The sequence below is a fragment of the Trinickia diaoshuihuensis genome (genome assembly GCF_003390925.1).
Classification (GTDB): Bacteria; Pseudomonadota; Gammaproteobacteria; order Burkholderiales; family Burkholderiaceae; genus Trinickia; species Trinickia diaoshuihuensis.
Window position 1 is genome coordinate 26,959 of record NZ_QUBS01000090.1, and the last position, 26,731, is coordinate 53,689.

General features: G+C 62.0%; 19 protein-coding genes and 1 pseudogene. 13 read left to right on the plus strand and 7 right to left on the minus strand.

Annotated features, from left to right (window positions below):
- Window positions 1-7 precede the first annotated feature (7 nt).
- Together DXT59_RS28445 and DXT59_RS28450 are read right to left on the minus strand one after the other, a co-directional pair.
- Entirely contained in the window at window positions 8-1,228 is a 1,221-nt protein-coding gene (locus DXT59_RS28445; RefSeq protein ID WP_116141623.1) for an aminotransferase class I/II-fold pyridoxal phosphate-dependent enzyme, read from the minus strand.
- Window positions 1,229-1,279: 51 nt separating this feature from the next.
- Window positions 1,280-2,446 (minus strand): GNAT family N-acetyltransferase, encoded by a 1,167-nt coding sequence (locus DXT59_RS28450; RefSeq protein WP_240324722.1) that lies wholly within the window; start codon window positions 2,444-2,446, stop codon window positions 1,280-1,282.
- A 436-nt stretch (window positions 2,447-2,882) separates the two neighbouring features.
- Here DXT59_RS28450 and DXT59_RS28455 point away from each other — a divergent pair, with 436 nt between their 5' ends.
- The 3 genes from DXT59_RS28455 to DXT59_RS28465 are packed head-to-tail and all read left to right on the plus strand — an operon-like array spanning window position 2,883 to window position 8,672.
- The gene (locus DXT59_RS28455) at window positions 2,883-6,806 is read left to right on the plus strand and encodes a non-ribosomal peptide synthetase (RefSeq protein WP_116141624.1); all 3,924 of its coding nucleotides are present in this window, start codon (window positions 2,883-2,885) and stop codon (window positions 6,804-6,806) included.
- A 32-nt stretch (window positions 6,807-6,838) separates the two neighbouring features.
- Window positions 6,839-8,164: a lysine N(6)-hydroxylase/L-ornithine N(5)-oxygenase family protein gene (locus DXT59_RS28460; RefSeq protein ID WP_116141625.1), complete on the plus strand. Its 1,326-nt coding sequence runs from the start codon at window positions 6,839-6,841 to the stop codon at window positions 8,162-8,164.
- A 46-nt stretch (window positions 8,165-8,210) separates the two neighbouring features.
- A complete protein-coding gene (locus DXT59_RS28465; RefSeq protein WP_116141626.1) occupies window positions 8,211-8,672 on the plus strand; it encodes a GNAT family N-acetyltransferase in 462 nt (153 codons plus the stop codon).
- Between the two features lie 76 nt (window positions 8,673-8,748).
- Here the strand turns inward: DXT59_RS28465 and DXT59_RS28470 are convergent, their stop codons facing one another.
- The 3 genes and pseudogenes from DXT59_RS28470 to DXT59_RS30895 form a co-directional block, all read right to left on the minus strand.
- Window positions 8,749-10,188, minus strand: coding sequence for a DHA2 family efflux MFS transporter permease subunit (locus DXT59_RS28470; protein ID WP_116141627.1), 1,440 nt, complete (start codon window positions 10,186-10,188; stop codon window positions 8,749-8,751).
- Between the two features lie 279 nt (window positions 10,189-10,467).
- Window positions 10,468-10,743: pseudogene (locus DXT59_RS28475) on the minus strand (hypothetical protein).
- A gap of 268 nt (window positions 10,744-11,011) precedes the next feature.
- Window positions 11,012-11,182 carry a hypothetical protein gene (locus DXT59_RS30895; RefSeq protein WP_162878288.1) on the minus strand — a complete coding sequence of 57 codons (171 nt, stop codon included), beginning with the start codon at window positions 11,180-11,182 and terminating at the stop codon, window positions 11,012-11,014.
- Window positions 11,183-11,240: 58 nt separating this feature from the next.
- On the opposite strand from DXT59_RS30895, the gene DXT59_RS28480 reads away from it, so the two are divergent.
- The 8 genes from DXT59_RS28480 to DXT59_RS28515 all read left to right on the plus strand — a co-directional run bounded on the left by DXT59_RS28480 (window position 11,241) and on the right by DXT59_RS28515 (window position 16,597).
- Window positions 11,241-11,444 (plus strand): cold-shock protein, encoded by a 204-nt coding sequence (locus DXT59_RS28480; RefSeq protein ID WP_102645870.1) that lies wholly within the window; start codon window positions 11,241-11,243, stop codon window positions 11,442-11,444.
- Between the two features lie 126 nt (window positions 11,445-11,570).
- Entirely contained in the window at window positions 11,571-11,837 is a 267-nt protein-coding gene (infA, locus tag DXT59_RS28485; RefSeq protein ID WP_116141628.1) for a translation initiation factor IF-1, read from the plus strand.
- 41 nt (window positions 11,838-11,878) lie between these two features.
- Complete coding sequence (locus DXT59_RS28490; RefSeq protein WP_116141629.1) at window positions 11,879-12,109, plus strand: hypothetical protein; 231 nt, start codon at window positions 11,879-11,881, stop codon at window positions 12,107-12,109.
- Between the two features lie 68 nt (window positions 12,110-12,177).
- The gene (locus DXT59_RS28495; RefSeq protein WP_116141630.1) at window positions 12,178-12,492 is read left to right on the plus strand and encodes a DUF4148 domain-containing protein; all 315 of its coding nucleotides are present in this window, start codon (window positions 12,178-12,180) and stop codon (window positions 12,490-12,492) included.
- A 221-nt stretch (window positions 12,493-12,713) separates the two neighbouring features.
- Window positions 12,714-13,631, plus strand: a complete 918-nt coding sequence (locus tag DXT59_RS28500; protein ID WP_116141631.1) for a LysR family transcriptional regulator — start codon at window positions 12,714-12,716, stop codon at window positions 13,629-13,631.
- Window positions 13,632-13,919: 288 nt separating this feature from the next.
- Window positions 13,920-15,377, plus strand: coding sequence for an ATP-binding protein (locus DXT59_RS28505; protein WP_116141632.1), 1,458 nt, complete (start codon window positions 13,920-13,922; stop codon window positions 15,375-15,377).
- Between the two features lie 40 nt (window positions 15,378-15,417).
- Window positions 15,418-15,816 (plus strand): response regulator transcription factor, encoded by a 399-nt coding sequence (locus DXT59_RS28510; RefSeq protein WP_205417492.1) that lies wholly within the window; start codon window positions 15,418-15,420, stop codon window positions 15,814-15,816.
- 112 nt (window positions 15,817-15,928) lie between these two features.
- Window positions 15,929-16,597 carry a response regulator transcription factor gene (locus tag DXT59_RS28515; protein WP_240324724.1) on the plus strand — a complete coding sequence of 223 codons (669 nt, stop codon included), beginning with the start codon at window positions 15,929-15,931 and terminating at the stop codon, window positions 16,595-16,597.
- Window positions 16,598-16,647: 50 nt separating this feature from the next.
- Here the strand turns inward: DXT59_RS28515 and DXT59_RS28520 are convergent, their stop codons facing one another.
- A complete protein-coding gene (locus DXT59_RS28520) occupies window positions 16,648-21,798 on the minus strand; it encodes a trifunctional serine/threonine-protein kinase/ATP-binding protein/sensor histidine kinase (protein ID WP_162878289.1) in 5,151 nt (1,716 codons plus the stop codon).
- 315 nt (window positions 21,799-22,113) lie between these two features.
- On the opposite strand from DXT59_RS28520, the gene DXT59_RS28525 reads away from it, so the two are divergent.
- Both DXT59_RS28525 and DXT59_RS28530 read left to right on the plus strand, forming a co-directional pair.
- Window positions 22,114-23,088 carry a LysR family transcriptional regulator gene (locus tag DXT59_RS28525; protein WP_116141635.1) on the plus strand — a complete coding sequence of 325 codons (975 nt, stop codon included), beginning with the start codon at window positions 22,114-22,116 and terminating at the stop codon, window positions 23,086-23,088.
- 67 nt (window positions 23,089-23,155) lie between these two features.
- The gene (locus DXT59_RS28530) at window positions 23,156-24,067 is read left to right on the plus strand and encodes a LysR family transcriptional regulator (RefSeq protein WP_116141636.1); all 912 of its coding nucleotides are present in this window, start codon (window positions 23,156-23,158) and stop codon (window positions 24,065-24,067) included.
- A 50-nt stretch (window positions 24,068-24,117) separates the two neighbouring features.
- Here the strand turns inward: DXT59_RS28530 and DXT59_RS28535 are convergent, their stop codons facing one another.
- The gene (locus tag DXT59_RS28535; protein WP_116141637.1) at window positions 24,118-26,703 is read right to left on the minus strand and encodes an ATP-binding protein; all 2,586 of its coding nucleotides are present in this window, start codon (window positions 26,701-26,703) and stop codon (window positions 24,118-24,120) included.
- Window positions 26,704-26,731: the final 28 nt, after the last annotated feature.

Consider the following 26,731-nt stretch of genomic DNA (forward strand, 5'->3'; position numbering starts at 1 on the left):
CGTAAGCTCATTCGCCGGGTAAAGCGAATAGTGCGGGGCCAACGACGTCTCGTTTGGCGATTTGAAATGCTCGGTCGAGATCATCCACGATCTTGTGTGCTTCATGCATACCGACATTGAGGCGAATCGTCCGATCACTCACGCCGAAACGCGCGAAAACGTTCGTTTCCGGTGAAATGCTGAGTGCGGCCTTCACCGGGACGACGAGACTTTCCGGCCCGCCCCAACTGACGCCGATGCGGATCAACGTCAGCGCGTTGACGAAGGCTTCGACATCGATGGCGTCGGTTACCTCGAACGAGAAGAGCCCCCCGAATCCGCTGAAACTGCGCTTGCCGGGGTGGTCCATGAAGGCAGGATGAAAGACGTTCGCTACCGAATCGCACGATCGCAGCCAACGGGCGACCTCCAATCCAGCTTCATGGTGATGCCGCATACGTAACGGCAGCGTTTCGAGACTGCGCAGAACGAGCCATGCTTCCAGGGGCGACAGCTTGGCTCCCATGTACGGGAAAGCCTCACGGTTGATTTGGTTGATGTGTCTACGCGAACCTGCAACGAGGCCGGCGACGGTATCGCTCTGCCCGCCGAGATACTTGGACGCGGCATGGACGACGAGGTCGATACCCAGCGCGAGCGGATTCTGGTAAAGCGGCGTGGCCCAGGAGTTGTCGACAATGGTCAGTACGTCGTGTCGTCGGGCGGCTTCTGCAATCGCTTGGAGTTCCTGCAACTGGAATACCATGGAGGTAGGATTCTCCAGATAGACCAGACGTGCGCCGGGAAGCGCGGCGATCATCCGCTCCGTATTCGTGCCGTCGATATAGTCGACCCGCACGCCAAAGCGCTTCAGCATTTTCTCGAAAAAGCGGAACGCATCGCTGTAAACATGCTCGACCGTGACGATACGGTCACCTGGTGCGACGAAGGCGAGGATGGTCGCTGCGATCGCCGCCATACCGCTCGAGAACGCCCGAGCCTCTTCGGCGCCCTCCATCGCTGCGACCTTGCGTTCGAGCAGGCGCACGGTGGGATTGTCGCCGCGCGAATAGACGGCTTTCGATGAGCGTCCCGCAAAAACGGCCTCGAGTTCGGCATAGCTGTCGAACAGGAATAGCGACGTTTGGTAGATGGGGGGCACCGCAGCATCGAACGGATCGCTTCTGACTGACGTGGCGTAGGTCGCCGTGATTGTGTCGTCGGCGACGATGTGATCCTGTTCACTCATGGTGGCTTCCTCGAGAAACGCGAAAACAAACGTGGCTACGGTTGAGTTTGATCACCCGGTCTCCCGCGCCAGTGATCCGATGACGGGGTGACCGTGTCCATCCGTGAGCGATCCGAGATCGGGAAAAAGCAGCCGGTCCACGAAAAAGCGTTCACGCAGCAACATGACCAACAGTGCCTTTTTATGCGGAAAATCGACATGCTTGATCTTGGCGAAACCCGAACGGTCGAGGTTACGTATCTGCTGCTGGTGATGATGGATCGGCTCGCCAACGATTCTTGCCGTACGTGGGTCGGCCAGAAAGATGTAATGCATGAGTGATGGAAGCCAAGCGCTAACGAAGGCTTTTCCGCGAAACGCATTCTCTCCAATCGCGACGTGCCAGCCGCGATCATGACCGCAGGCGTCGTAATGGGGGCCGAGCCGATCCTCTTTTGCCCAATACAGTTCGAAATAACCGAATGGGATGCCATCGATCGTTCCGATCAGAGGAAGCGTGCGCGGGTCGTCGAGGCGTCGTTGGATGAACTCGCGGTGATCGGCCACGCTACCGCATTCGTCCCAAATAGCGGCGACGCGCGGCTCGTTCATCCAACGATGAAAGTGTTCGATATCGCGCTCCTCGTCGGCGACGTGAAAGGCGAGCGTCTGGTCGATCCATGGAATAAACCGCTTATAGAGTGCGCCGCGTCGTTTGCGCGGGCGCACGGGGTGGCGTATGCCACCGGTGGTTACCGGAAATTCCGGATACGCGAACGGCGTTGTTCCGAGCCAAAGCCGCGATACCTGAAAAAGCATTTCGGGCCGGGAGATGAAACTGCGCCCGAGGATTTCGACGGCGCCACTGGCGAGAAGGTCGTCGAGATCGTGCTTGTCGTCCAATTCGAGTTCAATGAACGGGAGGCCGGGATGACAAGCGAAGAGTGCTTCAAGCATCGCGAGGATCGCGCTGTCTGATCGCATGGGCGAGGCCGGCAATTTTGTTAAGGACAGAACCGAATGGGTGGTGAGGGAGCACGTGCCTACCGCTAGTTGCTCCCCGGCGTGCTCGACAGTGATGCAATCGGATTCCGCCAGTACACGCAGCGGCTGTTCCGATGGCATCCCCGCTTTGTCGCTGAAACCTGTCGCGTAACTCTTGAACCCGCCATCGGGCAACCTTAGTTGTTCGTGTCTCGTTGAGCTTGGCGAGTGGGTCGTCAGTAGTGTTGTGTCCATCGCTTTTTTCGGATGAGCGTTGATGTGATCCGCACGATTGCATTGGCCATCGTATTCGACAAATAGGGAAAAAAGATCAGCATTGAATGTCGACTCGACGGAGTGACGAGCAAAAGACCAATTTTTGGGGACGAGGCGGTTAAACGTTGGGTGCACCGGTTCACGAAAGCGTTTTGCGAGGGACGATTTTCGAAACTGGTGCTAACTTAACGGTGATCGCGTCGCGTACGTGGAGCGACGAAAGTTAGCCTGCGGTCAGTGCGGCGGCATGCCACGGCGACAAGTAGCCGGTGTTTCGCATCGAAGCTTGAAGGCGCCATTCAGGCGAAAGCGGAATGTGGGCCCTTCTCCGCTTATGGAATTCCCATTATTAATTGAAATTAATTTCTTATAGAGATATGTGACGCTTTGTCGTGCCCCACGATAGGAGCATCAGTTGAAAAACGAGATCATAAAAACCGGGAAGTGGCCTCTGTCATCGACACAATCCCGTATCTGGAATCTGTCCGCCATCGGCAGCGAGGCGGTGTACGGTCGCCAGTTGCTCGGGATCTCGTTTTCCGGAAGTGTGCAAACGGCGCGAAACGCTTTGGCCGGAATTCCGGAAAGACACCCGCTCATCACGAGTACTTTTGAGCTGCGCCCCGGAGGAGTCGTCTACCAGACTGTGCCGGACGATCGACGCATACCGATCGAGGAATGCTACGTCGCAAGCGGATGTGAACTTCATCAAGCAATGCTTGATGCGGCGTGCATGGAGCGTAATCGCCGGGTCGATCTGGAACGCGAGAGTGCCGCCCGTTTCGTCCTCTTTGTCCATGGCGACGAAGCCATGGCCATTCTCTTTTCATTGCATCCCATCGTTGGAGATTGCACGGCGCTCCAACGGATCGCCTCGGATTTCCTCCGGCATATCGAGACCGGGGACGATGCTGGCGACATCGGCGGGGCAAACCTCACACCGATTGACGTCACCGCGACCGGCGGCCCGACGACCGAATGGGTGGATTTCTGGCTTCACAGGCTGGGCAGACACGAAGCCATCGCTGCCTTGACTTCGCCAACTCCTTCCACGTCGGAATCGGACAGTGTGGACTGGGTGGAAACGGAACTCCCGGTGCCCCGGATTTCATCCACGCGTGTCCGCGTCGACTTGCTCACCGCGCTGGCAGTCGTACTTCGACGCTACTCGGGTTGCGGCACGCAGCGAATCGGTCTGGTCACGCGGGACGACCGCGCAACTATCACCGCGCGGATCGAGGACATTCTGGTCCTCGCGCCCCAGATCGACGGTGCGATGACACTGCGCGACGTGGGGTGGCTTTTCGAGCAGGAAATCGCGGTTGCCGCCGCCCACTTTATGCCGTTCGAGACAATGGCAAACGCGTTCTCGCTGCGCGATGACGCTTTCGAAGCGACTGCGCTCGCCAGGACGATTCTGGATGTCCGGCCGGGTTTCGAATGGGCGGGGACATCTCATGAAGTGATCATCGAGCCGCCGTCCCGACGCGATGCCGAACTTGTCGTAACGGTCCGTCCGAGGCCTGACGCTCGCCTGATCGTGAGTTTGGGCTTCAATCCTCAGAGGCTGGATCGCACGCATGTCGGACGATTCGCCAGCGATCTGGAAATCGTGCTCGGGCGTTTGCAGCACCATCTCACGGAGAAGGTTCGAGACATTCCCTTCGTGAGTCCGGCTGAGCTGGATCGGCTTTCTGCGCCGTATCCCGACGAGCCGCAAGCGGATGACGGCACGCCGATCCACGAGGTCATCTCCGCTCAGGCCGGAAGGCGCCCCCACGCCTTTGCCGTGGCGCAAGGCAACCGTTCGGTGACCCACGGCGAATTGGACGTTGCGGCCAATCGCCTCGCGCATCGTCTGATGACGATGGGTATCCGTCCCGGAAAGCGGGTCGCGGTGGCGCTCGACAAGTCGATCGAAGCGATAGCCGCCATACTTGCGATCCTGAAAGCGGGTGGCGCTTTCACGCCGATCGACCCGAACCATCCCGAGGTGCGCAATCGACATATTCTGAGTGCGCCCGATCTGTCGCTCGTCATTACGCGCACGCAATTGCTCGAAAGTCTGCCGCGCGATGTGGCCGCGCCGAAGCTGGATCTCGACAAGACCGATCTTTCGTCGGAAAGCGCCGAGCCTCCCCAGATACGGATCGCGCCCGATCAACTCGCATACGTCATTTACACTTCCGGCTCGACCGGCGTGCCCAAAGGCGTCGCTGTCGAGCATGGACCACTAGCACACCACTGCAAGGCGACCTTGCGTATTTACGAGATGAGCGAGGACTCGTGCGAGTATCCCGTGCTACCTTTCACATCCGATGGCGGGCACGAGCGCTGGATGGTCCCGCTGATGGCAGGTGGTGGTGTGGTTCTTACACCCGATAAATTGGCGACGCCGGAAGAAGCCTTCGGGCTCATGCGCAAGTACGGCGTGAATAACGCGAGCCTGCCGACCAGCTACGTCCGCGGCCTTGCCGAACACGCCGGGCAGCATCGCGACATTCCGCAGCTCAGGCTCTATTCCTTTGGCGGTGAGGCGCTGCCGCGCGCTGTATTCGACATGATCAACCGGAATCTGCGGCCGAAGATTCTCATCAACGGATATGGACCCACAGAAACGATCATGACGCCGATGGTCTGGAAGGTACCTGCCGGAACGGAATCAGAAGCGGCGATCGTTCCGATCGGGCGCGGCGTCGGCGACAGGAGGGTGTATGTGCTCGACAGCGATCTCGTTCCGGTTCCCGTGGGCGTCGTCGGCGAAATATATATTGGCGGTAGCGCGCTTGCGCGTGGCTATCATGAGCGGCCTGATCTCACGCAAGAGCGTTTTATTGCCGATCCATTTTCGCGAACGGGTGCGCGACTATACAAATCAGGTGATCTTGGACGCTGGCGCGAGGACGGTATCGTCGAATTCGTGGGCCGAGTCGACCACCAGATCAAGGTGCGTGGCTACCGAATAGAGCCGGGCGAAATAGAATCGGTGCTGCGTGCCGATCCGCGCGTGGCCGAAGCTGTCGTACTGCTATATGAAGAGGGGCCGCGCACATGGCTCGTAGCCTACGTGGTCCCGCGTGGCTCCGAAGTTCCGAGCACCACGGAGCTGCGCCGGGCTGCCATGGTTTCGCTTCCGGATTACATGGTCCCGCAAAGCATCATTGCGCTGGACAAGCTTCCGATGGGGCCAAACAGTAAGCTGGATAGAAATGCATTGCCTCCGCCCCGCATACAATTTGCTGCCGTCGAGCCGCGATGTGCTAAGGAAACGGCCATTCTCGGCGTCTGGCGCGGCATGCTGAGCATTCCGGATATCGGTGTGACCGAGAATTTCTTCGATATCGGCGGTGATTCGCTCGCAGCCGTCCGAATCGTATCTCAGTTGCAAACGAGTTATCCCGACTGGCAGGTTTCGGTTGCGGACATCTTCAATCATCCGACGGTCCGTGATCTCGCGTCGGCATTGAACGGGGCGCGCGAAGATGCTGATGCGAATGTGGTCTATCTGCGCCGCGGCGGCGAGCGGCCAGTGCTCTATTGCTTTCCTGGGCTGCTGGTCAGCACGCAGGAGTATATGCGGCTCGTCGATTACCTTGGACCAGACCAACCGGCTACCGGATTCATTTGTTATTCGCTAACGGCGACCAAGATGTTCGGCACTCGCGTCGAAGATATTACGGCACGCTATGCAGAAGTCGTTCGCCGCTTTGCGAAAGGGCAGCCATGCGCTTTTCTCGGTTGGTCGTGGGGCGGACTTCTTGCCTATGAGGCAGCGCGTCAACTTGGCGATGACATCGACCTGCGGATGATCGGCATGGTCGATGTTTGCGACATGGACGAGGAGTTTACGGTCGGTGTTTCACCTCAGCTTGCGGATTCCGTCAGGGAAGAAACCCATCGCCGTGTCCAGCAATGGCGCGTCAGCGCCCCGATGCGAGACGACTGGGACAAACTCTTTGCCGTGATGGATGACGAAGTGTACGAGCAGTTTTTGAGTCACGTTGTGCGGCATCGTGTCAAGTTGCCTACGGACGGACCTGACATCGGATCGGAAGAACATATGCTCTGGGTACTGGTCGACAACGCCATCATCTTCCGCAACTACCAGCTCCAGAAAAGCGCATTTCGCATTCACGCTTTTGCCGCAGAGGATTCGCTTACGCGCTCACTCAATGTTATCGATTGGCGGCGTTATTCCACCAATGCAACCGCGCCGGAAATCGTCAACGGTACCAACCACTTGACGATTATCGGCAAGCGCCCCTTTCACCAGCGCTTTGCCCGGAGGCTCGATGAGGCATGGGTGAATTCGGGCGAGTTTGCCAAGGAGCGCGGCTAAGACCCCTACAATGCTCTAGTCGGAGTGAGAACATGTCCCCTGAAGTGCTCGATCTCGCGGGAATCGGAATTGGCCCTTTCAATCTCAGTCTTGCGGCTCAACTCGACCCCATCCCCGAGTTGAAGGCCCGCTTCTTCGATACGCGGTCCGCGTTCGCCTGGCATCCGGGCATGCTGTTGCCTGGCGCGCAAATGCAGACATCGATCCTCAAAGACCTCGTGACAGGAACGAACCCGACGAGCCCGTGGAGTTTTCTTTCTTACCTTGTCGCGCACAAGCGCTTCTATCAATTCATTAACGCGGAATATGAAGCTGTTCCCCGCCGCGAATTTTCCGACTATCTGCAATGGGTCGCAGCCGGGCTTTCATCCCTTCGCTTTGGTGCAAGCGTTCGTGAAGTGACGCTCAAGGGTGATCGGTTCGCCATCGCGTTCGATGGCGGACGCGCGTATGCGCGCAATGTTTCCATTGCTGTCGGCAAAAAGCCGTCCGTGCCGGAGTGGGCTGAGCGCCTGCCCAATGAGGTCGCATTCCACAGCAATGAAGCGGCCAGGCATCTGTCCTCTGTCAGCCCACAGCGCATTGCTGTCATCGGTGGTGGCCAGAGTGGTGCCGAAATCGTCGATGCGCTTTTCGACCTCAAGCCGAGCGCATCGATTTGCTGGATCAGTCGACGGCCGAACTTCGAGCCGATCGATGCGACGCCATTTACGAACGAATTGTTCTCCCCTGGGTATATGGAGTGCTTCCACGGACTACCGGAGCGGCTCCGCCTTTCGCATGTCCGCCGCCAGGTACTGGCGAGCGATGGGATCTCCCCTGCTACATTGAAAAAGCTTTATCGCCGCATTTACGAAAGAAAGCTCGATCCATCGCACGACAAGAGCGGTGATATTTCGCTTCGTCCGCATCGTGACGTATTTTCCGCCGAGCGCCGCGGCAAGGAAGTTTGGCTAACGATCCGCAACGGCTTCGATGAAACGACGGAGGTCCTGGTAGTCGACGCTATCGTGCTGGCCACGGGATATCGTTTCGTGCTGCCGGATTTCTTCGAATCGCTTCGGTCGCGCATGAGTTTCAATGCGCTCGGTGAACCTGTGCTCCAGCATGACTTTTCGCTCTCGTGGGACGGTCCTCGCGAGAACAGAATCTTCCTGATGAATGCGGGACGTTATAGCCATGGCATTGCGGAGCCGCAACTGAGTCTAGCCGCATGGCGAAGCGCGGTGATCGCCAACGCCCTTCTTGGCCGCCGGCATTTCGATCTTGCGATACCCGATGCAATGGTGCAGTGGGGGGCGGGAGAACGGTCGTCGCCTAGCGGCTCGGAGGCGGCGGTGACATACGCGGCGCGCTAAATTGCCGAGCACCGAGCATATAGCCGGAACAAGGGAGCGAGCGCACATGAAAAGCGCGATCGAAATCGTCGAGGACAAGGGCAAGATCTGCCGAGAGATCATGTCGGATCTGTCGGACTGGTTCTCGGTGCCTGAGGTGATCGACGCCTGTGCCGAGGCGGTCGAGACGCTGCCCATGTTTGGGTGTCGGGTTAAGGAGCAGGTTATCGGTTTTGTTAGTCTAAAACAGCATCCGCCGTCGGCAATGGAAATCTTAGTTATCGCGGCGCGGCGCTCTCATCACCGGGGCGGCGTCGGCAAAGCGCTGCTGACCGCAGCCGAGCAGGCTGCGAGAAAAGCGAATTGCCGGCTGCTGACGGTTAAGACCTTGGCCCCGCGCGATCGAGATGAGCCGCACTACGATGCGACACGCGCGTTCTACGACGACAATGGATTCATTCGCGCCGAAGTATTCCCGACCCTTTGGCATGAAGACCATCCCTGCTTGTTTCTGGTGAAACCCCTCTAGGCGTTCGACTAACTCGCCTTGCGCCGCGTTGAAGCGCAAGCGGACGTTCGCTGTCGCGACTTGCGTTGGAAACCGGTCACGTTGTCTCAGCGCAATGGGAGGCGACTGTGCGCCCGTGTGTCCGCACGAACGCACCGGCCAGCGCCGCGGCCACCGCGGCAGCGATCGCTCCGAGCAGGAATGCCAGGTGATAGCCGCCGTTGAGGGCGGTATCGATGTCCGCTCCGTCGGCGGACAGACGTTCAGTGCGTGCCGCCGCCAGGCTCGCGACAATGGCCAAGCCCAGCGCGCCGCCCATGGTGATGGACGTACTGATCAAGCCGGAGGCCAGTCCCGATTCTTCGGGCGCGACATCGTTCATGGCGGCCAGTAGCACCGGATTGAACGCCATGCCGGCGCCTAGGCCCAGCAGGAGCATTCCTGGCAGCACGTGCAAGGCATAGCTGCCGTCCACGGGTGCCCGTGCAAACAGTATGAGCCCGAGCGCCGCCACCAGGAAACCGGCCGACAGCGGTGCACGAATGCCGAAGCGCATTACCAGCTTGGCCGAAAGCCCCAGCGAGAACGCCGCCGTGATGATGTTGACCGGCAGGAATGCGAGGCCGACTTCCATCGCGCTGTAGTTGAGCACGCGCTGCAGGTATAGCGTGGAGATGAATGACCAGTCGAGGATCGCCGCCGCCCACAGAATACTCACCACATTGGCGGTGGCCACGTTGCACAGGACGAAGATGCGCCGCGGTATGAGCGGACGTTGCACGCGCGATTCGATGAAAAGAAAAACGATCATCAACACGGTGGCAACGCCGAGCCGGGCAAGGGTTTGAGTGGATCCCCAGCCGGCTTCGTTGCCGTGCACGATGGCATATACCGCCAGCATGAGGGACGCGGTGATGGCGACGGCGCCGCCCACATCCAACTTGCCCGGTTGAGCCTGCGGTTGTCCGCCGGGTAGCAGCGCTACACACGCCGCATACACTGCCACCCCGATCGGCAGGTTGGCCAGGAAGATCCAGTGCCAACTGAGTGTGCTGACCAATAGCCCGCCAAGCAGTACGCCGATGCTGCCGCCGCTGGCGCAAACGAAGCCATAGATGCCCATTGCTTTGGCACGGTCAGTCGGCGAAGTAAACAGGTTAGAGATCAGAGACAACGATACCGCCGAAACGACGGCGCCGCCCAGTCCTTGCACGGCGCGCGCGGCGAGCAGCAACCTTTGCGAATTCGCCAGCCCGCACACGGCGGACGCCAACGTAAACAGCGTGATGCCGAGCAGGAACAATCGACGGTGCCCGAACAGATCCCCCAACCGGCCGCCGAGCAGCAGGAAGCCGCCGAACGTGAGCATATAGGCGTTGACAACCCAAACCAGCGACGTTTCGGTAAAGCCTAGATCGGCCCTGATGGACGGCAGCGCGACATTCACGACGGTCGTGTCCAGTATGATCATCAACACGCCCACGCTGAGCACGATAAGGCCGAGCCAGCGCTTGAGTTCGTCGATGCCGCGCGTCATGAACTATTCCGGTTGTGTGTTGCGTCCCTTCGATTGCCTTAGGCGGTCCGCGAAGCGCGTCTCGCAGCCCGGTCGGATCGATGAGGCGGCAGCGTCGCCTCATCGTCGAGTCGCGAGCATATAGGAGTGCCTTGAACTGCGGGCGTCAGATTGCGATAGATATCCGCCCGAATCCCCGTTATTGGTATCGGGGAGCGATGTCCAACCTAGAAGAAAGGCCGAGTCTGTTCGTCACGGTGGAGCGCCGCGCACGCGCACGCCCGAGACGGAAGCGACACGTTACGCAGGCGTCCAGCTTTCACCGCCGTGCTGATCGATGATGCCCTCGCCGAATTTGAGCGATGCGCGCCGCGCGGCGCCGGCGGTCGGAAACGGCTTGCCTTCGTCGAGCTTGAACGTATTGCTGTAGGTCAATGCCGCATCGGCGCCGCGCACGCAAATCTTCACGGCGGCGTCGAACCCGTCTTCGAAGTTATGACCCGAGCCCTCCTTCTTTTACGCGTGAGAGTAGACGAGGGGGTAAATTTCAAAACCGCGATATGCGTGCATGCTCATGTTTGACTCCTTGGCGTTCGAACGAGGTTGACGCCATCGATGGGGGATGGCCGGCACGCGCCTGACGCGCAACGGTTGTGAGGGGAACGAGAGGTCGAGTTATCGACGGCGGGAACAGGTCGTCTCCACCACGGAGACTTTGAAGCGACCTGCGCGCAAGCAAATGAGGAATTCGGCCCGGCGTGCGTTTCATCATACTCCGGTTGCACGGCGGTTCGATGCCTTTATTTGCGGCTAACTTCGCCGTTCACGTGAGCCCTCTTACGCCCTAGCCACCGCGTTCGCCGATCGTCCGCCCCCGTCCGCCACACGAAATGTCTTGACCGCGCCCGCAGTTACGCGTATGGTCGATAGCTGAAGTCTTCAAGAAGCGCGATTGCTGCTCATCATTGACCGCGACGTTGCGGTATTCGTTGTCCTCTCCCTCCTTGATTTTCATTTTCGTGCCCGATCGGGTGCGTATATTCGTTCGCTTATTTTTTTCTCAAAGGATCTTTATGGATACCGGTATCGTCAAATGGTTCAACGACAGCAAGGGTTTTGGTTTCATTTCGCCTGACAACGGCAAGGACGACCTGTTCGCGCACTTCTCCGAAATTCGCGCCGACGGCTTCCGCACGCTCGTCGAAGGTCAACGCGTAAGCTTCGAAACGAAGCAAGGCCCGAAGGGTCTCCAAGCGTCGAACATCAAGCCGCTGTAATAGCCGCAAAGCCGCACGCATTTCCCGTCTTACGCGCCGGCATCGCCGGCAACATCACGGCCGACGGCATGCGCCCACGTCTTGATACTTGGGCACGGCCCGGCCGCAATCACTGGGGATATCAATTTGGCAAAGGAAGAGCTGCTTGAACTAGACGGCGTCGTCGAAGAAGTGCTGCCCGACAGCCGCTATCGCGTCACCCTCGAGAACGGGACCATCATCGCCGCCTATGCGGCCGGCCGACTGAAGAAAAATCATATCCGCATCCTGGCCGGCGACCGCGTAAGACTGGAATTATCGCTGTACGACCTCACCAAAGGTCGCATCAATTATCGACACAAAGACGAACGCGCCACGCCCGCCGCGGCACGCTCGCAATTTCGCCGGCGTTGAATCCGCCGCCCCGTTGCGCCGTCCGTGCGCAACGTTTAGTTATGCAAAGTACCACTATCGAACATTACCGCGGTTACGCGATCACCCCTTCCGCGCACCGTCTCCCCGACGGCTGCTTTTCATCGAACTTGACGCTGCTTCGGTCGGACGCTCATCGCGAAGCCGAAGCCGCCTCCTACGACTTCTATTCGCTCGACTACTTCAAAAGCGAAGCCGCCGCGCTGCGCTACTCGAATCGTTGGGCTCGTGAATGGATCGATAGCCGCGGTTAAGCGAGCGGCGTTCCCAAGCGGGAACGGACGATGCGTGAGACACTCCTGTCGTCGTAAGGAGGTCCGTCATGAACCGTCCATCGAAAACATTCGCGCTTTTTCCTCTCTCCGCGCTTCTGTTGGCGGGCTGCGTCTTATCGGGCGCGCCTCGAACGGGCAGTGCGCCGCCGCTTAGCGCCGCGCAGTGCCGCGACTTGACCGCGCTCAAGCACGGCGCGCCGCTGACGCGCGAGCGCAACGTCAGTGAATTGGCCGCGCTGGAGGAAGCCGGCTATCAGCCCTCGCTATTTTTCGATCCGTACTATCCGGAAGATCTGCAAGCGGCACAACGCCAAGTCGATATCTGGTATCAAGCCGAGTGCGCAAACGCGCCGCCCGGCTAGGCTTGGGAGCGGCGGACGCTTTCCGCCGGAAAGCGCGATCGGCCCCCTTCCCGGGACCCGGTGCTCATATAAGCCGATGAAACCGTCAATACCAGCGACAAGAATTATTCAGAAAGCTTCAGTTGCGTATCGGCGGCGCACGTCACTAGCATGGCGTTCATCGTAGCCGAACCTACGCGTGTACGCGCGAAGCACCGAGACCGCCGAAGGACCCGATCAAGATGGACACACTTCTTTCAATGCGCGTGTTCGCACGCATCGTGGAAGCGGGCAGCCTGACGCGCGCCTCGGATACGACCGGCTTGGCCACGCCGCGCGTATCGGCGCTCTTGAGCACGCTCGAACGGCACCTCGGCTGCCGCTTGCTGAACCGAACGACCCGCCGCATCGCATTGACAGAGGAAGGCCAAGCCTACTACGAGCGGTGCGTCGCCGTATTGCGCGAAATCGACGAGATGGAAGCATCGGTGTCGCATGCGCGCAATGCGCCCCGAGGCCGGCTCAAGGCCAATTTGCCCCCCGCCATGGCAAAACAAGTCGTGCTTCCGGCATTGCCCGCCTTCCTCGCCGCGCACCCGGAGCTTTCGGTCGAGCTTAGCGTAACGGATCGTCAGATCGACTTGATCGGCGAAGGCGTCGATTGCGTCGTGCGAATCGGCGCGCTCGACGACTCGGGGATGATCGCCAGGAAAATCGGCAGTCTCACGACCTGTACCTGCGCGTCGCCCGCTTACCTCGAATGCTACGGCGAGCCGTTGACGATCGACGACCTCTCGCAGCACGTTGCGGTCAGCCATGTCTCGGCGGACACGGGCCGCCCGAGAATCTGGGACTTCGTCGTCGACGATACGACGCGCGTCGTGCAAATGTGCGGAAAGGTCGCCGTCAACGACGCCGATACTTACGTTGCGTGCGGCGTCGCGGGGCTAGGTCTGATCAAGACCTCGCTGTATCTGGTCGAGCCGTATTTGCGCTCGGGGCAACTGCGCGAAGTATTGACCGATTTCAACTCGCCCGCGCGCCCGATCTCCGTGCTCTACCCACCGACGCGCCACGTCTCGGCGAAACTGAAATGCTTTATCGACTGGCTCGCGAGCCTGTTCGCGGATATCCCGTCGCTGCAAGGCAAGCGCGGCTGACCTAAGACCTCGCCGCGCCGTGCGCTCGTCGGTTCAGGGCCGCCCCGAACCGAGCGTCGCCAACCGCAATGGCGAGCACCGGTTGATGATTGCGGTGACAATCGAACGCGAGCGCGACCGAACACGTGCCGGCGTACCGGTGTTAAACCCATGGATAATGGCGGCGCCCTGGCCGTGGGCCTACGATTGCACCAGATGCCGCCCGATCGAGATTCGACCGGCATCGTGGGGTGGCCGCCGGGGATGCGCCGGCGCCACGCGTGGGCGACTCGTTAAGCGAGCAACACAATGTACAGATTCGATCAGGTCACCGTTTGCCTCGATAGCCGTGAAGTATGGGTGGACGGCGATCCGCACCGCCTCAGCACGCGCGCCTTCGACATCCTCGAACTGTTGATCCATGCCGACGGCGGCCTCGTGACCAAGCACGACATCATGCGCGTCGTCTGGCCGCATACGGTCGTCGGCGACAACAATATCCAGGTGCATATTTCGGCATTGCGCAAACTGCTCGGCGGCAAACAAGGCTGGATCAAGACGTGCGCCGGGCGCGGATACCGGCTCGTTCGCCCCGCCGCAGAACCGTCGCCGCAGCGAAGTGGGCGCATCCACACCTTCGTGCCCGCTACCCCTGCGTGGCGGGGGCAGCCGTCGCTCAGCGGCCGTGAAGAAGCGATTGCCGATATTCGCGCCTTGCTCGCGGAGGGGGCGGTTGTGACGCTGGCGGGGCCCGGCGGTATCGGCAAGACGGCCGTCGCCTGCGAAATATCGCGATACGCGGTTTCCGACCTCGACGTCGAAGCCTACTTCGTGGATCTGGCGGCGCACTGCCCGACCGTGTCCGTGATGCAAGCAACCGCGTGGGCCCTGGGCGCCGCCGGTCCCGCCCGCCTCGAAGAGATCCTGCGCGCGGTCGGGGAACGGAAGGTCATGCTGATCTTCGATAGCTGTGAACATGTCATCGGCGAGCTTGCGGTGCTATGCCTTTCGATCCGCGCCCGCAAACCAAACGTCGCCGTGCTGGCGACGAGCCGCGAGCCGCTCTGTATCCCGGACGAGCGAATCTATCGGGTACCCGCGCTGAACGTGCCGGCGCCGGACGCATCGAACGCGGAGATCCTCATGGCCGGCGCCGTGCAAATGTTCCTCAGAACCGGCGAGGCGATGGGCTCTGCGTTTCCGCTCGACAGCACGACGCTGCATCGCATCGCGGCTTTGTGCAGGCGCCTTGACGGCATCCCTCTCGCGCTCGAACTGGCCGCGTCGCGAGCGGCCTCCATCGGTATCGATGCCGTGCTGTCGGATGCCGACGATTTATTGCTCTCGATCCGCAATCGGCTCAGGTACGTCACACGGCGTCATAGCACGCTGGAGGCGTCGATCGATTGGAGCTATCAATTGCTCGACGAAGCGGAACGCATCGTGCTGAGCCGGCTCGCGCGCCTCGATGGCTGGTTCGAGCTCGCGTCCGCTTGCGAGCTCGCCGCTTGCGAAAGTTTCGACATCAAAGCCGTGCGCGACAGCATCGCGGGTCTCGTATCGAAATCGATGATCATGACTCGGGGCGGTACGGCCTCGGAAGCGTGGTCGCTGCTCGGAATGGTTCGCGCCTTCATGCTTCGATATGCCGCCCGAATCGATGCCGGGGAATCGCTCGAGTCCGCATCGGCCGCCGCCGAGCCCATCTTGGCTCACGCGCGTTCGGCTCAACCGATGCGCTCACATACGAACGCGCCGGCGCTCTGAATGCTTTGCGCACTATCTCAAGCTCATAAGGTTCGTTCTAGTGGCCTTCGTTTGCATTGTTGACGACGACGCCTCCGTGCGCAAAAGCATTGTCAGTCTCTTGAAGTCGGCTGGGCATACGGTAGCCGCGTTCTCGTCCGGGGCCGCATTGCTCGCCGCGATGCGGCCGGCCCCTGCTGCGGCCACCGCGTGCATCGTCCTCGATCTGAAGATGAAAGGCATGCACGGACTCGAAGTACAACAAGCCTTACGCGATCGGGACGACATCACGCCGATTATTTTCATGTCGGCGCACGGCGATGACGAGTCCATCCGACGCGCGCTCGCCGGGGGTGCATTCGCCTTTTTGCGCAAGCCGTTTTCCTCCGACGAGCTGCTTGCGCTCATCGAAAAATGCGCCGTTTCGCTCGCGCCCGAGCAACGTTCCCCTCCTCCGTAGCGAGTCGCCATGCTCGCGAAACGCCGACCGATTTTTATCGAAACTCGCTAAAATGCCCGCATGCCTTCCACTCGCAGTATCGAATCGACCGCCCTTGCTGAGGGAAAACGCCATGGAACGCGCGAACGCATCGCCTATGCCGGCCGACACAGCGCGTAAGAGCAGCGAGAACATCGTCTATATCGTGGACGACGACGAGACGTTACGCCGTTCGCTCGGCTCATTGTTTCGCTCGCTCGGCCTGCGTGTCGAATCGTTCGCATCGACACGCGAATTCCTGCTCTTCGATCGGCCGCCGTTGCCGAGTTGCCTCGTGCTCGACGTCCGCCTACAAGGCGAAAGCGGCCTCGCATTTCAAGCCGAAGCAGCGCGCGCGGGTCTGCGGCTGCCGATTCTTTTCATGACGGGGCACGGCGACGTGCAAATGTCTGTCAATGCGATGAAGCGCGGCGCGGTCGATTTCCTGACGAAGCCGTTTCGCGAGCAAGACATGGTCGATGCCGTGACGGAGGCGTTGAAAGCCGACGCGAATCGAATCGAGGCGGAACGCGCCGTGTCGGGTCTGCGTGCGGCCTACGAATTGCTGACCCCGCGCGAGCGCGAGGTCATGCGTTTCGTCGTCACGGGCATGATGAACAAGCAGATCGCGGCGAACATGGACATTCACGAGATCACCGTGAAAGTCCACCGTGGCCAAGTCATGAGAAAGATGCAGGCACGCACGGTGCCTGACCTCGTCCGCATGGCCGAAGCACTCGGAATCGAGCCGCACCGCGCATAGCGACGGCGCCGCGCTCGAAAAGCCGGCGCCGGTTGGCGTTCGCCGGTCCGCTAGCTGGCGAACGCAAGCGGCAATTCGAAGACGAAGGTCGTCCCTCCGAGCGGCCTCGGTTGTACGGATAGTGTGCCGCCGTGCGCCTCCATGATCGAGCGGCAAATGGCGAGGCCCATCCCCATTCCGTTTTCCTTGGTGGTAAAGAACGGTTCGAAGATCCGTTCGGCGAGGTCGATATCGATGCCGGACCCGCTGTCCGAGACGCTCACGACGACCGTGCTTTTATCGCGCCGGGACATCACGTCCAACTGTCGAGCGCCGGTCATGCCGCCCATCGCGTCGAGTGCGTTCGTGATCAGATTCAGGACGATTTGTTGAATTAGCGTACGGTCAGCCAACACTTCCAGACCACCGGCATTGAGATCGGCCCGCAATTCGACGCCGTTCGACTCGACTTCCATCGCCGTCAATTCGAGCATTTCTCGCAGTACGTCATCGATCGCCACCGGTGCGAGCGCGACGGGCGACTGCTTGGCCAGCGATCGCAATGAGCGCACGATGTCGGCCGCGCGCACCGCGGCGATCTGAATATCCTCGAGGCTCGATAACGCCTCTTCCATATCTGGGTCCGCCGCCCGCAACCAGCGAACGCCGGCGCCGACGCTCGAGACAATGCTCGTGAGCGGCTGGTTGATCTCATGCGCGATCGAGGCCGCCATCTCACCCAGTACCGTGACATGCGCGTTGCGGGCCAGCTCTGTCCTCGCGCGCCGTAACGCCGCCTCCGTCTCTTGCCGGCGCGTATTTTCCTCGACGAGTTCCGCGTAGAGCCGGGCCGCCTCGAGAGAATTCGCCGCCTGCGGCGCCAACACTTCGAGCATGGCCGTCTTGCTAGGCGTGAATACGCCTTGCACCAGCGCGTTCTCCAAGTACAGCACGCCAACGAGCGCGCCCTGCTTCAACAAAGGCAAGCAAAACACCGAACGAGCCGGACGCATGCCCAGACTCTCAGCATGCGCGATTTCGCCTTCCCTTTGGGCATCGTCGAACACGAGCGGCTTTTTCGTGTGGATCACCGTATTGAGAATCGAGAGCGGAATACGCTCTTGCGTCGGCGCGGAGCAGGCGGTATCGACGACGATCTCGCCGTTCTCCACGCGAGCCGTTGCCTCGATCCGCAAACTTGCGTCGCGCATCAGCATCAGCAAGCCATATCGCGCACCGGCGTGCACAACCATGTTCGTCATCAAGTTTTGGATCAGACGCTCGAGAATGATCTCCTCGGAGAGCGACTGCGCCGTGCGCATGGCGACCATGAAATCGAGGTCATCCCTGCCGCCGCCCTTTGCATAGAGGCGGGACGCCGAGACGTCGTCGACCGCAAGGAAAGCATATTTGGCTTCGAGCTGGGCCGCTTTCGCGAGCGCGCCCCAGCGCCGATAGCATGCATGCGCGAGCCCCAAATGATGGCGTGCGACGCCGGGCAGGCCAAGCTCGACTGCATGACGTCCCGCCAGTTCGTGGGCGAGCGCCTGCTCATGAACGAAGCCGGCGGCCGCCGCCAGGCTCGCCGAGGTCTCGTACAGCCGCATGGCCGCGACATCGTTCCCGGCCACGCGCTCGAACTCGGCATCGATCATCGCAAGCTTGTTTCCGAACGTACCGGAATTGAGATCGGCCCATATCGCGAACTGCTCGCGGTGCGCCCGGATCGCCGCCGTTGCCGATGCGTCGCTCCGCCAATCCGGCACGGCGTAGATCAGCGTCAGCGCGCTATAGAGCCGAAAGTCCGACAGCATGATGTGCGCCGGCGTCGACCAAGCCAAGAGCGCCGCCTCCCGAAAGGAGATCTCGGCCGTTTTCACGTCGTCGAACAAAAATGCGGACTGGCCTCGCAACACGAGCGTCCAAAAGGAAAGCACCGACATCGGCGCGGGCCGAGCCGCCGCGCTAGCCGAACTGCCGTCGGGTGGCGCTTGCCACGAACCGATCGGCTGACTACGGTCCCGTTGCAACGAGGCGACGAATTCCGACTGGGTCGTCACGAGGTCCACGATGTCGTGATACGCCGCGCCGCGCGTTAGCGACAGCAACGGCTCGATTTCCTCCTGAATCTTCGGCAGCGCCTCGCCCATCGCGATGAGATCGGACACGATGTGATTGCAGCTATAGCACATCCATCTCAACTCCGCGCTCAGATGGCCCGCCGCCTTGGCTTCGCGCGCGCGGGCAAGCGCCCAGCGCAGCGGCAGTGTCCAGACGCTGACTTGGTCCAGCGCGATCAAGGTCGCCGCGCGATAACGCTCGAAGCCGTGGTGATCGACGAGCGCGAGCGCCACCTTGGCGTACTCGAGGCCTGCTGCGTAATCCCCGAACGTCTGTGCGACATACACCCCGTACCAAGCGAGCCCTTGGACCGACGCGCCCGTCACGCCGTGCCGCAACGTCAAACGTACCATGGCCGCGAGGTGCAGCAACGCGAGGCCCTCGCTCGGATAGAACATTGCGGCCTCGAGCGCGGTGAGCAGCGCCATGGCGGCTTCGATTCCCTCATCGTCCATCCTCGGCAGATGCACGAGGTCGGCGATCGCCCGGCCGCCGAGGGCCTCGTCCACGGCGCGGCAAGCGACCACCAGGTCTTCGCTGTAAGGACGCGCAGGCAGATACACATCGAGCTTCTCGAGGCCCGCGAGCGCGACGGCCACGGCACCCGCGAAATCCGAGGCAACCGTCAACTGCGCCGCTTTCAAACGATGTGCGTGCGCCTGGTCGCCGCGCGAACGCATCCGCGGCATCAACGCGTCGATTTCGTGTGCGGCGCACTCGATGCGGCCCACCGCCAACAAACTCTCGCATCGCAGCAATGCGATCCGCTTCGCCAGTTCGTATTGGTTCGCCCAGGCATCCTCGCCGATCAATCCGGCGGCAAGCGAGAGGAACTCCAGCGCCCGGTCGCGCGCCGCGGCGACGACGGCACGCTCGGCCGCATCGGCCAGCACGCTCGCGAATGCCTTCGCTTGTTCACGACTGATCGTCGCGCCCTGGGCAAGTTCGATTTGACCTGCGATGTCGAGCGCAATCTGCTCGCCGAGGCCCCCGTACAGCTCGATCATCGCGACGGCGATGGCCGCATGCCGTGCCGATCGTGCGTCCGCGCTCATCGCGGCATACGCGGCTTCGAGAACGCGGTCGTGCACGAAGCGCCATCCGCCCTCGCCGGGCTCCACCAAGCCCGCGCGGCAGGCGCCGTCGAGGCGGTGCGAGAGCTCGGCGGCCGGTAAACCGGACGCGCGGGCCAACAACGCTTCGTCGCCTTGCATGCTCGCGCATGCAAGCCAGCAGAGCGCCTCGACGATAGGCGGCGATTGCCGCTGAAGCCGGAGCCTCAATAGATGAACGATATCGTCGGTCGTATGCAGCGCCTCGACCTGCGCTTCATCCCACGACCATTGCTCGCGCGCGGCGTCGAACCGGACGAACCGCTCGTCGAAGAGTGCCCGCAGCAGTTGCCGGACGTGAAACGGATTGCCGCCCGTTTTCCGGTGCACGATGCGCCCGAGGCGAGCGACACGCGCTTGCGGCTCGCCGATCAGCGCGGCCGTCATTTCGACGACGAGTTGCGGCGTCAGCGCCGCCAGAGAAATCTCGAGCGCCCCCGCGCGCTCGATGCGCTCGGCAAAATCGCGAAACGCCGCCGTTTGATGTGTCCGCGCGCGGCAAGCCGCGACGAGCAATATGTTAGCGGGCCGCTGAGCGGCAAAAGCCTCGACAAACCCAAGCGTGGCGTCGTCGGCCCATTGCAGATCGTCAAGCATCAAGACGAGCGGCGCCGCTAGGGCCGCGAACGAACGAAATGCCTGGATCAGCGCGCGCTGGATACGCGGCGCGGGCGCGCCGTCGGCAACGTCGCCGCCCGCGTCGCGCGGCCCGACCAGCAACTCCACTTCCGGGACGAGCCGTATCAACAAGTTCAGATCGTCGGCGGCATAGGTCTGCAGTCGCGCGCCGCGCTCCGTCGGCGCGGCCCCGCCCTTGCCGATCACGTTCAGGCACAGCGAGCGCAGCGCTTGAACGACCGGGGCGTAAGGTTGCGACGGCTGGTATTGATCGGCCTTGCCCACCGACCAGAACGACAAGGGCAACAGCCGCTTTCTGAAATCCGTCGCCAGCATCGTTTTACCGGAGCCCGGCGGACCTTCGATCAATACGAGCGCAGCCTGCGAAGACTGCAATACCGCACTATAGGCATCGGCCAGTTGCTTGCGTTCCTGCTGCCGGCCGATGAACGGTATGAGATCGACAGCCGCGACGAGCCGCTCGGCGCGTGCCAGTTCGAAACGCGAAAGCGTGCCCGACGTATCCCAGTCGCGCTGCATGCGAATCAAGTCTTGCCATAGCCCTTCGGCCGTCTGGTATCGGTCGTGGGCATCCTTCGCCAGCAATTTGGCGATCAACTCGCTGAGTATGCCCGGCACGTCGGCACGAAACTGCCATGGCCGCGCCGGCTGAATCGCCAAATGCGCATGGACCCACTCTGCCTCCGAGCCGGCTCTGAACGGCATCGCGCCCGTGAGAAGCTGAAACAGCACTACGCCGAACGAATAGAGGTCGCTGCGTTCATCGACGAGCGAGGCATGCGGTCCACTACGCTCGGGTGCCGCATAAGGCGCCGTCGATGCAGTCAACCGCTCGACGGCGCTCGCATCCTCGTATGGCGATTTCGCCGACAGAAACGAGCGGATGCGCAAGCTGCCATCGCCGCTCAATACGAAGTGCTCGGGCCGCAGATCGCGGTGGACAAGACGCGCGCCATGCAGCTTCGCCAAAGCCGCGGCCATTCCCGCCGCCATGCGGAGCAAATTGGAAATCGGCAATGTGCCATGCGCGAGTTCGTCGAGCGTCGTACCGAACGGCTCGCGATAGATGAGCACCGGTCCATCGCTCGGCCTGATCAGCGCGCAGGGCAACACCGCCCAATCCGAGCCCAACTCGCTGCGCAGCGCATACTCGCGCTCGAACTGGCGGCACCGTTCGTCGAACGCCCACGAGGTCCGCCGGATGCGCCACAACGCATTCGAGCCGTCCTCGACGAGACGATATTCGGCGATGTCTTCGACCGAATGCCGAAAGTCCAGCGTTGCCCGCGCGTACCGGGCTTCATCCCACGCCGGCCCGTCTTCGAAAGGATCACGTTCGCTTTCCGCCATCTCCGGCTGCATCTCGCTAGCTACATGAGGGAGGGTCCGGCGCTTGCGGGCATTCGCCCCCAAGGCTCAGTCCCAAGTAGTGAGCAGTATGAGGGCGCCATGACAACGCGCAAATACGATTACCTTAAATTTTCTGAATCGATCCGCGACCGCATCCGCGGCGCCTATACCGACGTATATCTCCGTGCGCCTCACCGATAGGCTGCGCCAGCCCATCGCGCAATAGCATCTTGGCCGCTTCGCCGGCTATCGTTCACTCCAGCAGCGCGAAGCGCGTCAGATACGTCAGATCAGCCGAACCGCACGAGTCCCGCCATGGATAAGATCGAAAGCATCCGTCTGTTTACCCGCGTCGTCGAAACGGGGAGCTTCACTGCCGCCGGCAAGCACACGCGACACAGTACCGCGAGCGTGTCGCGCGCGATATCCGATCTGGAGACGAGCCTGCGCGCCCGGCTGTTGCAGCGAAATACGCGCAACGTATCGGTGACGGAACCCGGAGAACGCTACTACCAGCGCTGCAAGCGAATCCTCGCCGAGCTCGACGCAGCGGAAGCCGAAGCGGGCGCCGCGCATACGCTGGCCCGCGGCAGGCTGCGCGTGCACAGTGTGCCCGACCTTGGTTTCGAGCATGTGACCTCGGCCATCATCGAGTATCGCCGGCAGTATCCGGACGTGACCGTCGATCTCACGTTCATGTCGCGCCACGCGAATCTCGTCAAGGAAAGCGTCGACGTGTCCATACTCTGCGCCCCCTCGCTCGACGATTCGGACAACGTCTGCATGCTCGTGGGCGAATGCGAGCCCATCATCGTGGCGACGCCGGCATTTCTGCGCGAACACGCGATCGAAACGCTGGCCGACTTGGACCCGCATGCGCTCACGCCGATTCCGGTTGCCGCATCCGAGGGCAAGCCCGGCGCGCGGTGCCCCGCCCGCAAGGAACCGATGCAAGCCGGCGGCGCGCTCGTGGTGAACGACGCGCAGGCTGCGCGCGTCGCCGCGCTGGCCGGTTGCGGCGCGGCGGCGCTGCCGGTTCATTGCGTCATCGAAGATCTACGTCAGGGCAAGCTCGTGCAGTTGTTCCCGCAGCAGCGTCTGATGCATACGAGCATCTTCATCGTCTATCCGTCGCGCCGGTATGTCGATGCGAAGATCAAGACGTTCGTCGAATTTCTCACCTCGCGCCTGCGTCGAACGCTCGACGAGAGCCTCGATCAACTGCGTACGCGAACCGGCTGCGAGCGCGCGAACCGATATCGGCAACAAGAACATCAACAAACAGGCTAAGTCGCGATACGATGATCGTTATGCCGCGCACGCGGCGCGCTCACGATCTGATTAGCGGAATCCAACCATGAAATTGTCATTCGAGGCGCTCGAAGCGCTCGATGTCATCGACCGCGCCGGCACTTTCGCCGAGGCTGCCGAATTGCTGCACCGCGTACCGTCATCGCTTACGTACCTCGTGCAAAAGCTCGAAAGCGACCTCGGGGTGACGCTATTCGACCGCACCGGCAGACGCGCGAAACTCACGCATGCCGGGCGTGTCGTCGTGGAGGAAGGACGCAGGCTCCTGCACGCCGCAGAGCAGTTGGAACTCAAAGCGCGGCGCATTCAGGACGGCTGGGAGAGCGAGTTGCGGCTATGCATCGACGAGATCCTGCCGTTCGGCGCGCTATGGCCCTACGTGCATCGGTTCTATAACCTCGAAATGGACACACGGCTGCGCCTGTCCACCGAGGTGCTCGGCGGCAGTTGGGACGCGCTGATCTCGCGCCGCGCCGATGTCGTCGTCGGAGCAGCCGGAGATCCGCCCCAATTGCCGAACATCGTGGTGCGGCCCGTCGGCACCTTGCGGCATGTCTTCGCCGTTGCCCCCGAACACCCGCTCGCGCGTGTACCCGAGCCGCTCACGCTCGAAGCCGTCGCTCGCTATCGCGGCGCGGTCATCAGCGATACGTCGCGCGAACTTGCGCCGCGCTCCGTCGCCACCAACGACGGGCAGCCCAGCATCGCGGTGCCGACGCTTGCCGCTAAGCTAGCCGCGCAATGCGAGGGTCTCGCGGTCGGCACGTTGCCGCAATGCATCGCGCAGCGCGCGATCGACGAGGGCAAACTCGTCGCTCGGCAAGTCACCGGCCTGCGCGACACCACTTATTGCTACCTCGCATGGCGTGCGGACGAGGCTGGCCGCGCGGCGCAATGGTGGGTCGACCAATTGGACCGGCCCGATCTGATCGACCGCTTCATCGAATACATCGTATAGCGAAGCATAGCGCCATCGGGGCAACCGCCTGGTGGCCATCGAGGCGCGGTTCAAGCTGAGATGTCGGCCTGCACCCGGCCCAGTTCGACCTTCAGCCGGCGCCCGCCGGTTCCCTCGCTCTGATGCATGGCTTCCTCGAGCGCCGCCCGCGCCTCCTCGCGGCGCCCGCATTCGCTCAGCAAACGCGCGTATTGCGCGAGCAGCATCGTCCATGGGGTGAGATAGCCGGTTTCGCGCACGGCGTCGAGCGCGGCTCGGAACGCGGGCGCGCGAGCGGGATTGGGATCGACGACGGACCTCAAATATTCGTCATAGCCGTCGCAGCAGGCCAGCCAGACGACGAAGCCCCCGAGCGTCGCACGCGCGCGCAGCAGCGCGATGCCCTCGCGCGCCAAATCGAACGCGCCGCTCATCAGCGCGATCGGCACCAACCCCTCGACGAGGACATGGCACAGCACGACATCGCGCCCATAGTCGAGCGCCGCTTGTAGCGCGCATCGCGCGACGCGCAGCGCTTCGCCGGCGTCCGCCTCCGCCCATAGCACGCGCGCGAGCGTCGTTCGCGCGACGATGCCGTCCTCGATGGGAAAACCCGGAATGCCCCAGCGCTCGTCCGCATAGGCGTAGGCCGGCAGCATCTGCTCGAGCCGGGCGCGCGCGGCCCGCAGGTCGCCGGCGTAAAACAACGCGATCGCTTCCGTTCGCTGGGCCGTCAAGCGTAGCTCGAACCGAGCCGACATTCGCGCAAGCGCGCCGAAGCGCCGCGCCAACTTCAATGCCTCACGCGTCTCGCCCCGATACTGGTGGGCGCTCCATAGCCCCCACACCGCGCGCAGTTCATACTCCGCATCGCTCGCCGCGACCGCCAGCGACAGGACTTCGCCCCAGACTTCGTCGACAGCCTGCACCGGCCCCTGCGTATAGAACAGCGCGGCCCCGTACGCCGCCAGCAGCGATAAGCGATTCGCGGTGGAGACCGGCGCCACCGCCGGGGCGGACATCGCGTTGAGCGCGATGCGTGCACGCTCGCAGCATTCGTCCACCAACGAAAGATCGAGCAGGCACGGCACCGCAACCGCCGCCAAGGCGATGCCGACGCCACGGTCGCCGTCGGGCGAGAACGCCCAGTCGAGCGCGGTGCGCAGATTCCCCAACTCGTGCCGGCAAGCCATGAACCATGCAGCCTGCTCGCTCCCCGAATGCGGGGCGGGCAACCGCGACAGCCCTGCTCGGAAATAGTTGGCGTGGGCCAGCGCGGCAGCCTTACGCTCGCCGTGATCCTCGAGTTGCTGCAACGCGTAGACCCGCGTGATTTCGAGTAGCCGGTAACGTGTGCACGCGTCTTCGCTCTCGCGCTGCACCAACGATTTCGCGACGAGACCACTCAGCGCGTTCAGTACGTCGGCGCGCGTAAAGCCGCGCCCCGCGATGACATGGTACGCCGCATCGAACGAAAAACCGTTCATGAAGATGCCGAGCCAGCGCAACAACACGCGTTCCCGGTCGTCGAGCAATCGATAGCTCCAATCGAGCATCGCTTTCAACGTCTGATGTCGCGGCAACGCGGTCCGAATGCCGCCGGACAGAATCCGGAACTGATCGTCGAGGTGTTCCGCAAGCACTTCGACGCCGAGCACGGCAGCACGCGCCGCCGCCAATTCGACGGCGAGCGGGATGCCATCGAGCCGGCGGCAGATAAGACCGATGACCGTCAGCGCACGCTCGTCGAGTACGAAGCGCGGATCCGCCGCTCGGGCGCGATCGACGAACAGACGCACGGCGCTCGCGCGCAGAATCTCTTCGGCAGCCCCGCCTTCTTTCGGCACATCGAGCGGCTGAACGCGATAGACGGTTTCGCCCGGAATCCGCAACGCTTCACGACTCGTGGTCAATACGCACAGCGTTTCGTTCGCCGATGTGATCGCCGCCGCGATCTGCGCGGCCGCCTCGATGACATGTTCGCAGTTATCGAGTACGAGCAGCATATGGCGGCCGGTCAAGACCGCCATGACGTCGTCCATCGTGAGCCGCCCGGCAGGCGCCGCAATGCCGAGGGCATTCGCGAGCGCGTCGACGGCGAAGCGCGAATCCGATACGGTCGCGAACGGCACGAACACCGCACCGTCCGCGAACCGCGTATCGATTCGCTTGGCGACTTGCACCGCGATGCTCGTTTTGCCGATGCCGCCGGCGCCGGCCAGCGTGACGAGGTTCGTCGCATCCAACGCATCGACCACATCATCGATCGAAGCGTCCCGGCCGATCAGCACCGGCGCGCAAACGGGCATCGCGGGGCGCGGGAGGCCCATGTCCACCGACAGGGCCGCCGGAGAACGAACCGGCAGACGATCGGGGAGGACGAGCCGGTAACCGCGGCCCGACACCGTGCGAATGAGATCCCGGTCCGATGCGAGCGCTTTGCGCAAGGCGGCCACGTGAACCTGAAGATTGTTCTCGTCGACGACCGCGCGCGGCCAGACCGCCGCCATAATTTCGTCCTTCGAGACCAGCGCGCCCTGGGCTCGAATGAGGACTTCCAGAATATCGAACGCCCGGCTGCCGATGCGCAACGCCACGCCGTTGCAACGAATCTCTCGGTGCTCTAGACAGACATCCAATTGTCCAATCTTGATCATGGTGAACCTGTGTAGCGGGAAATCGATC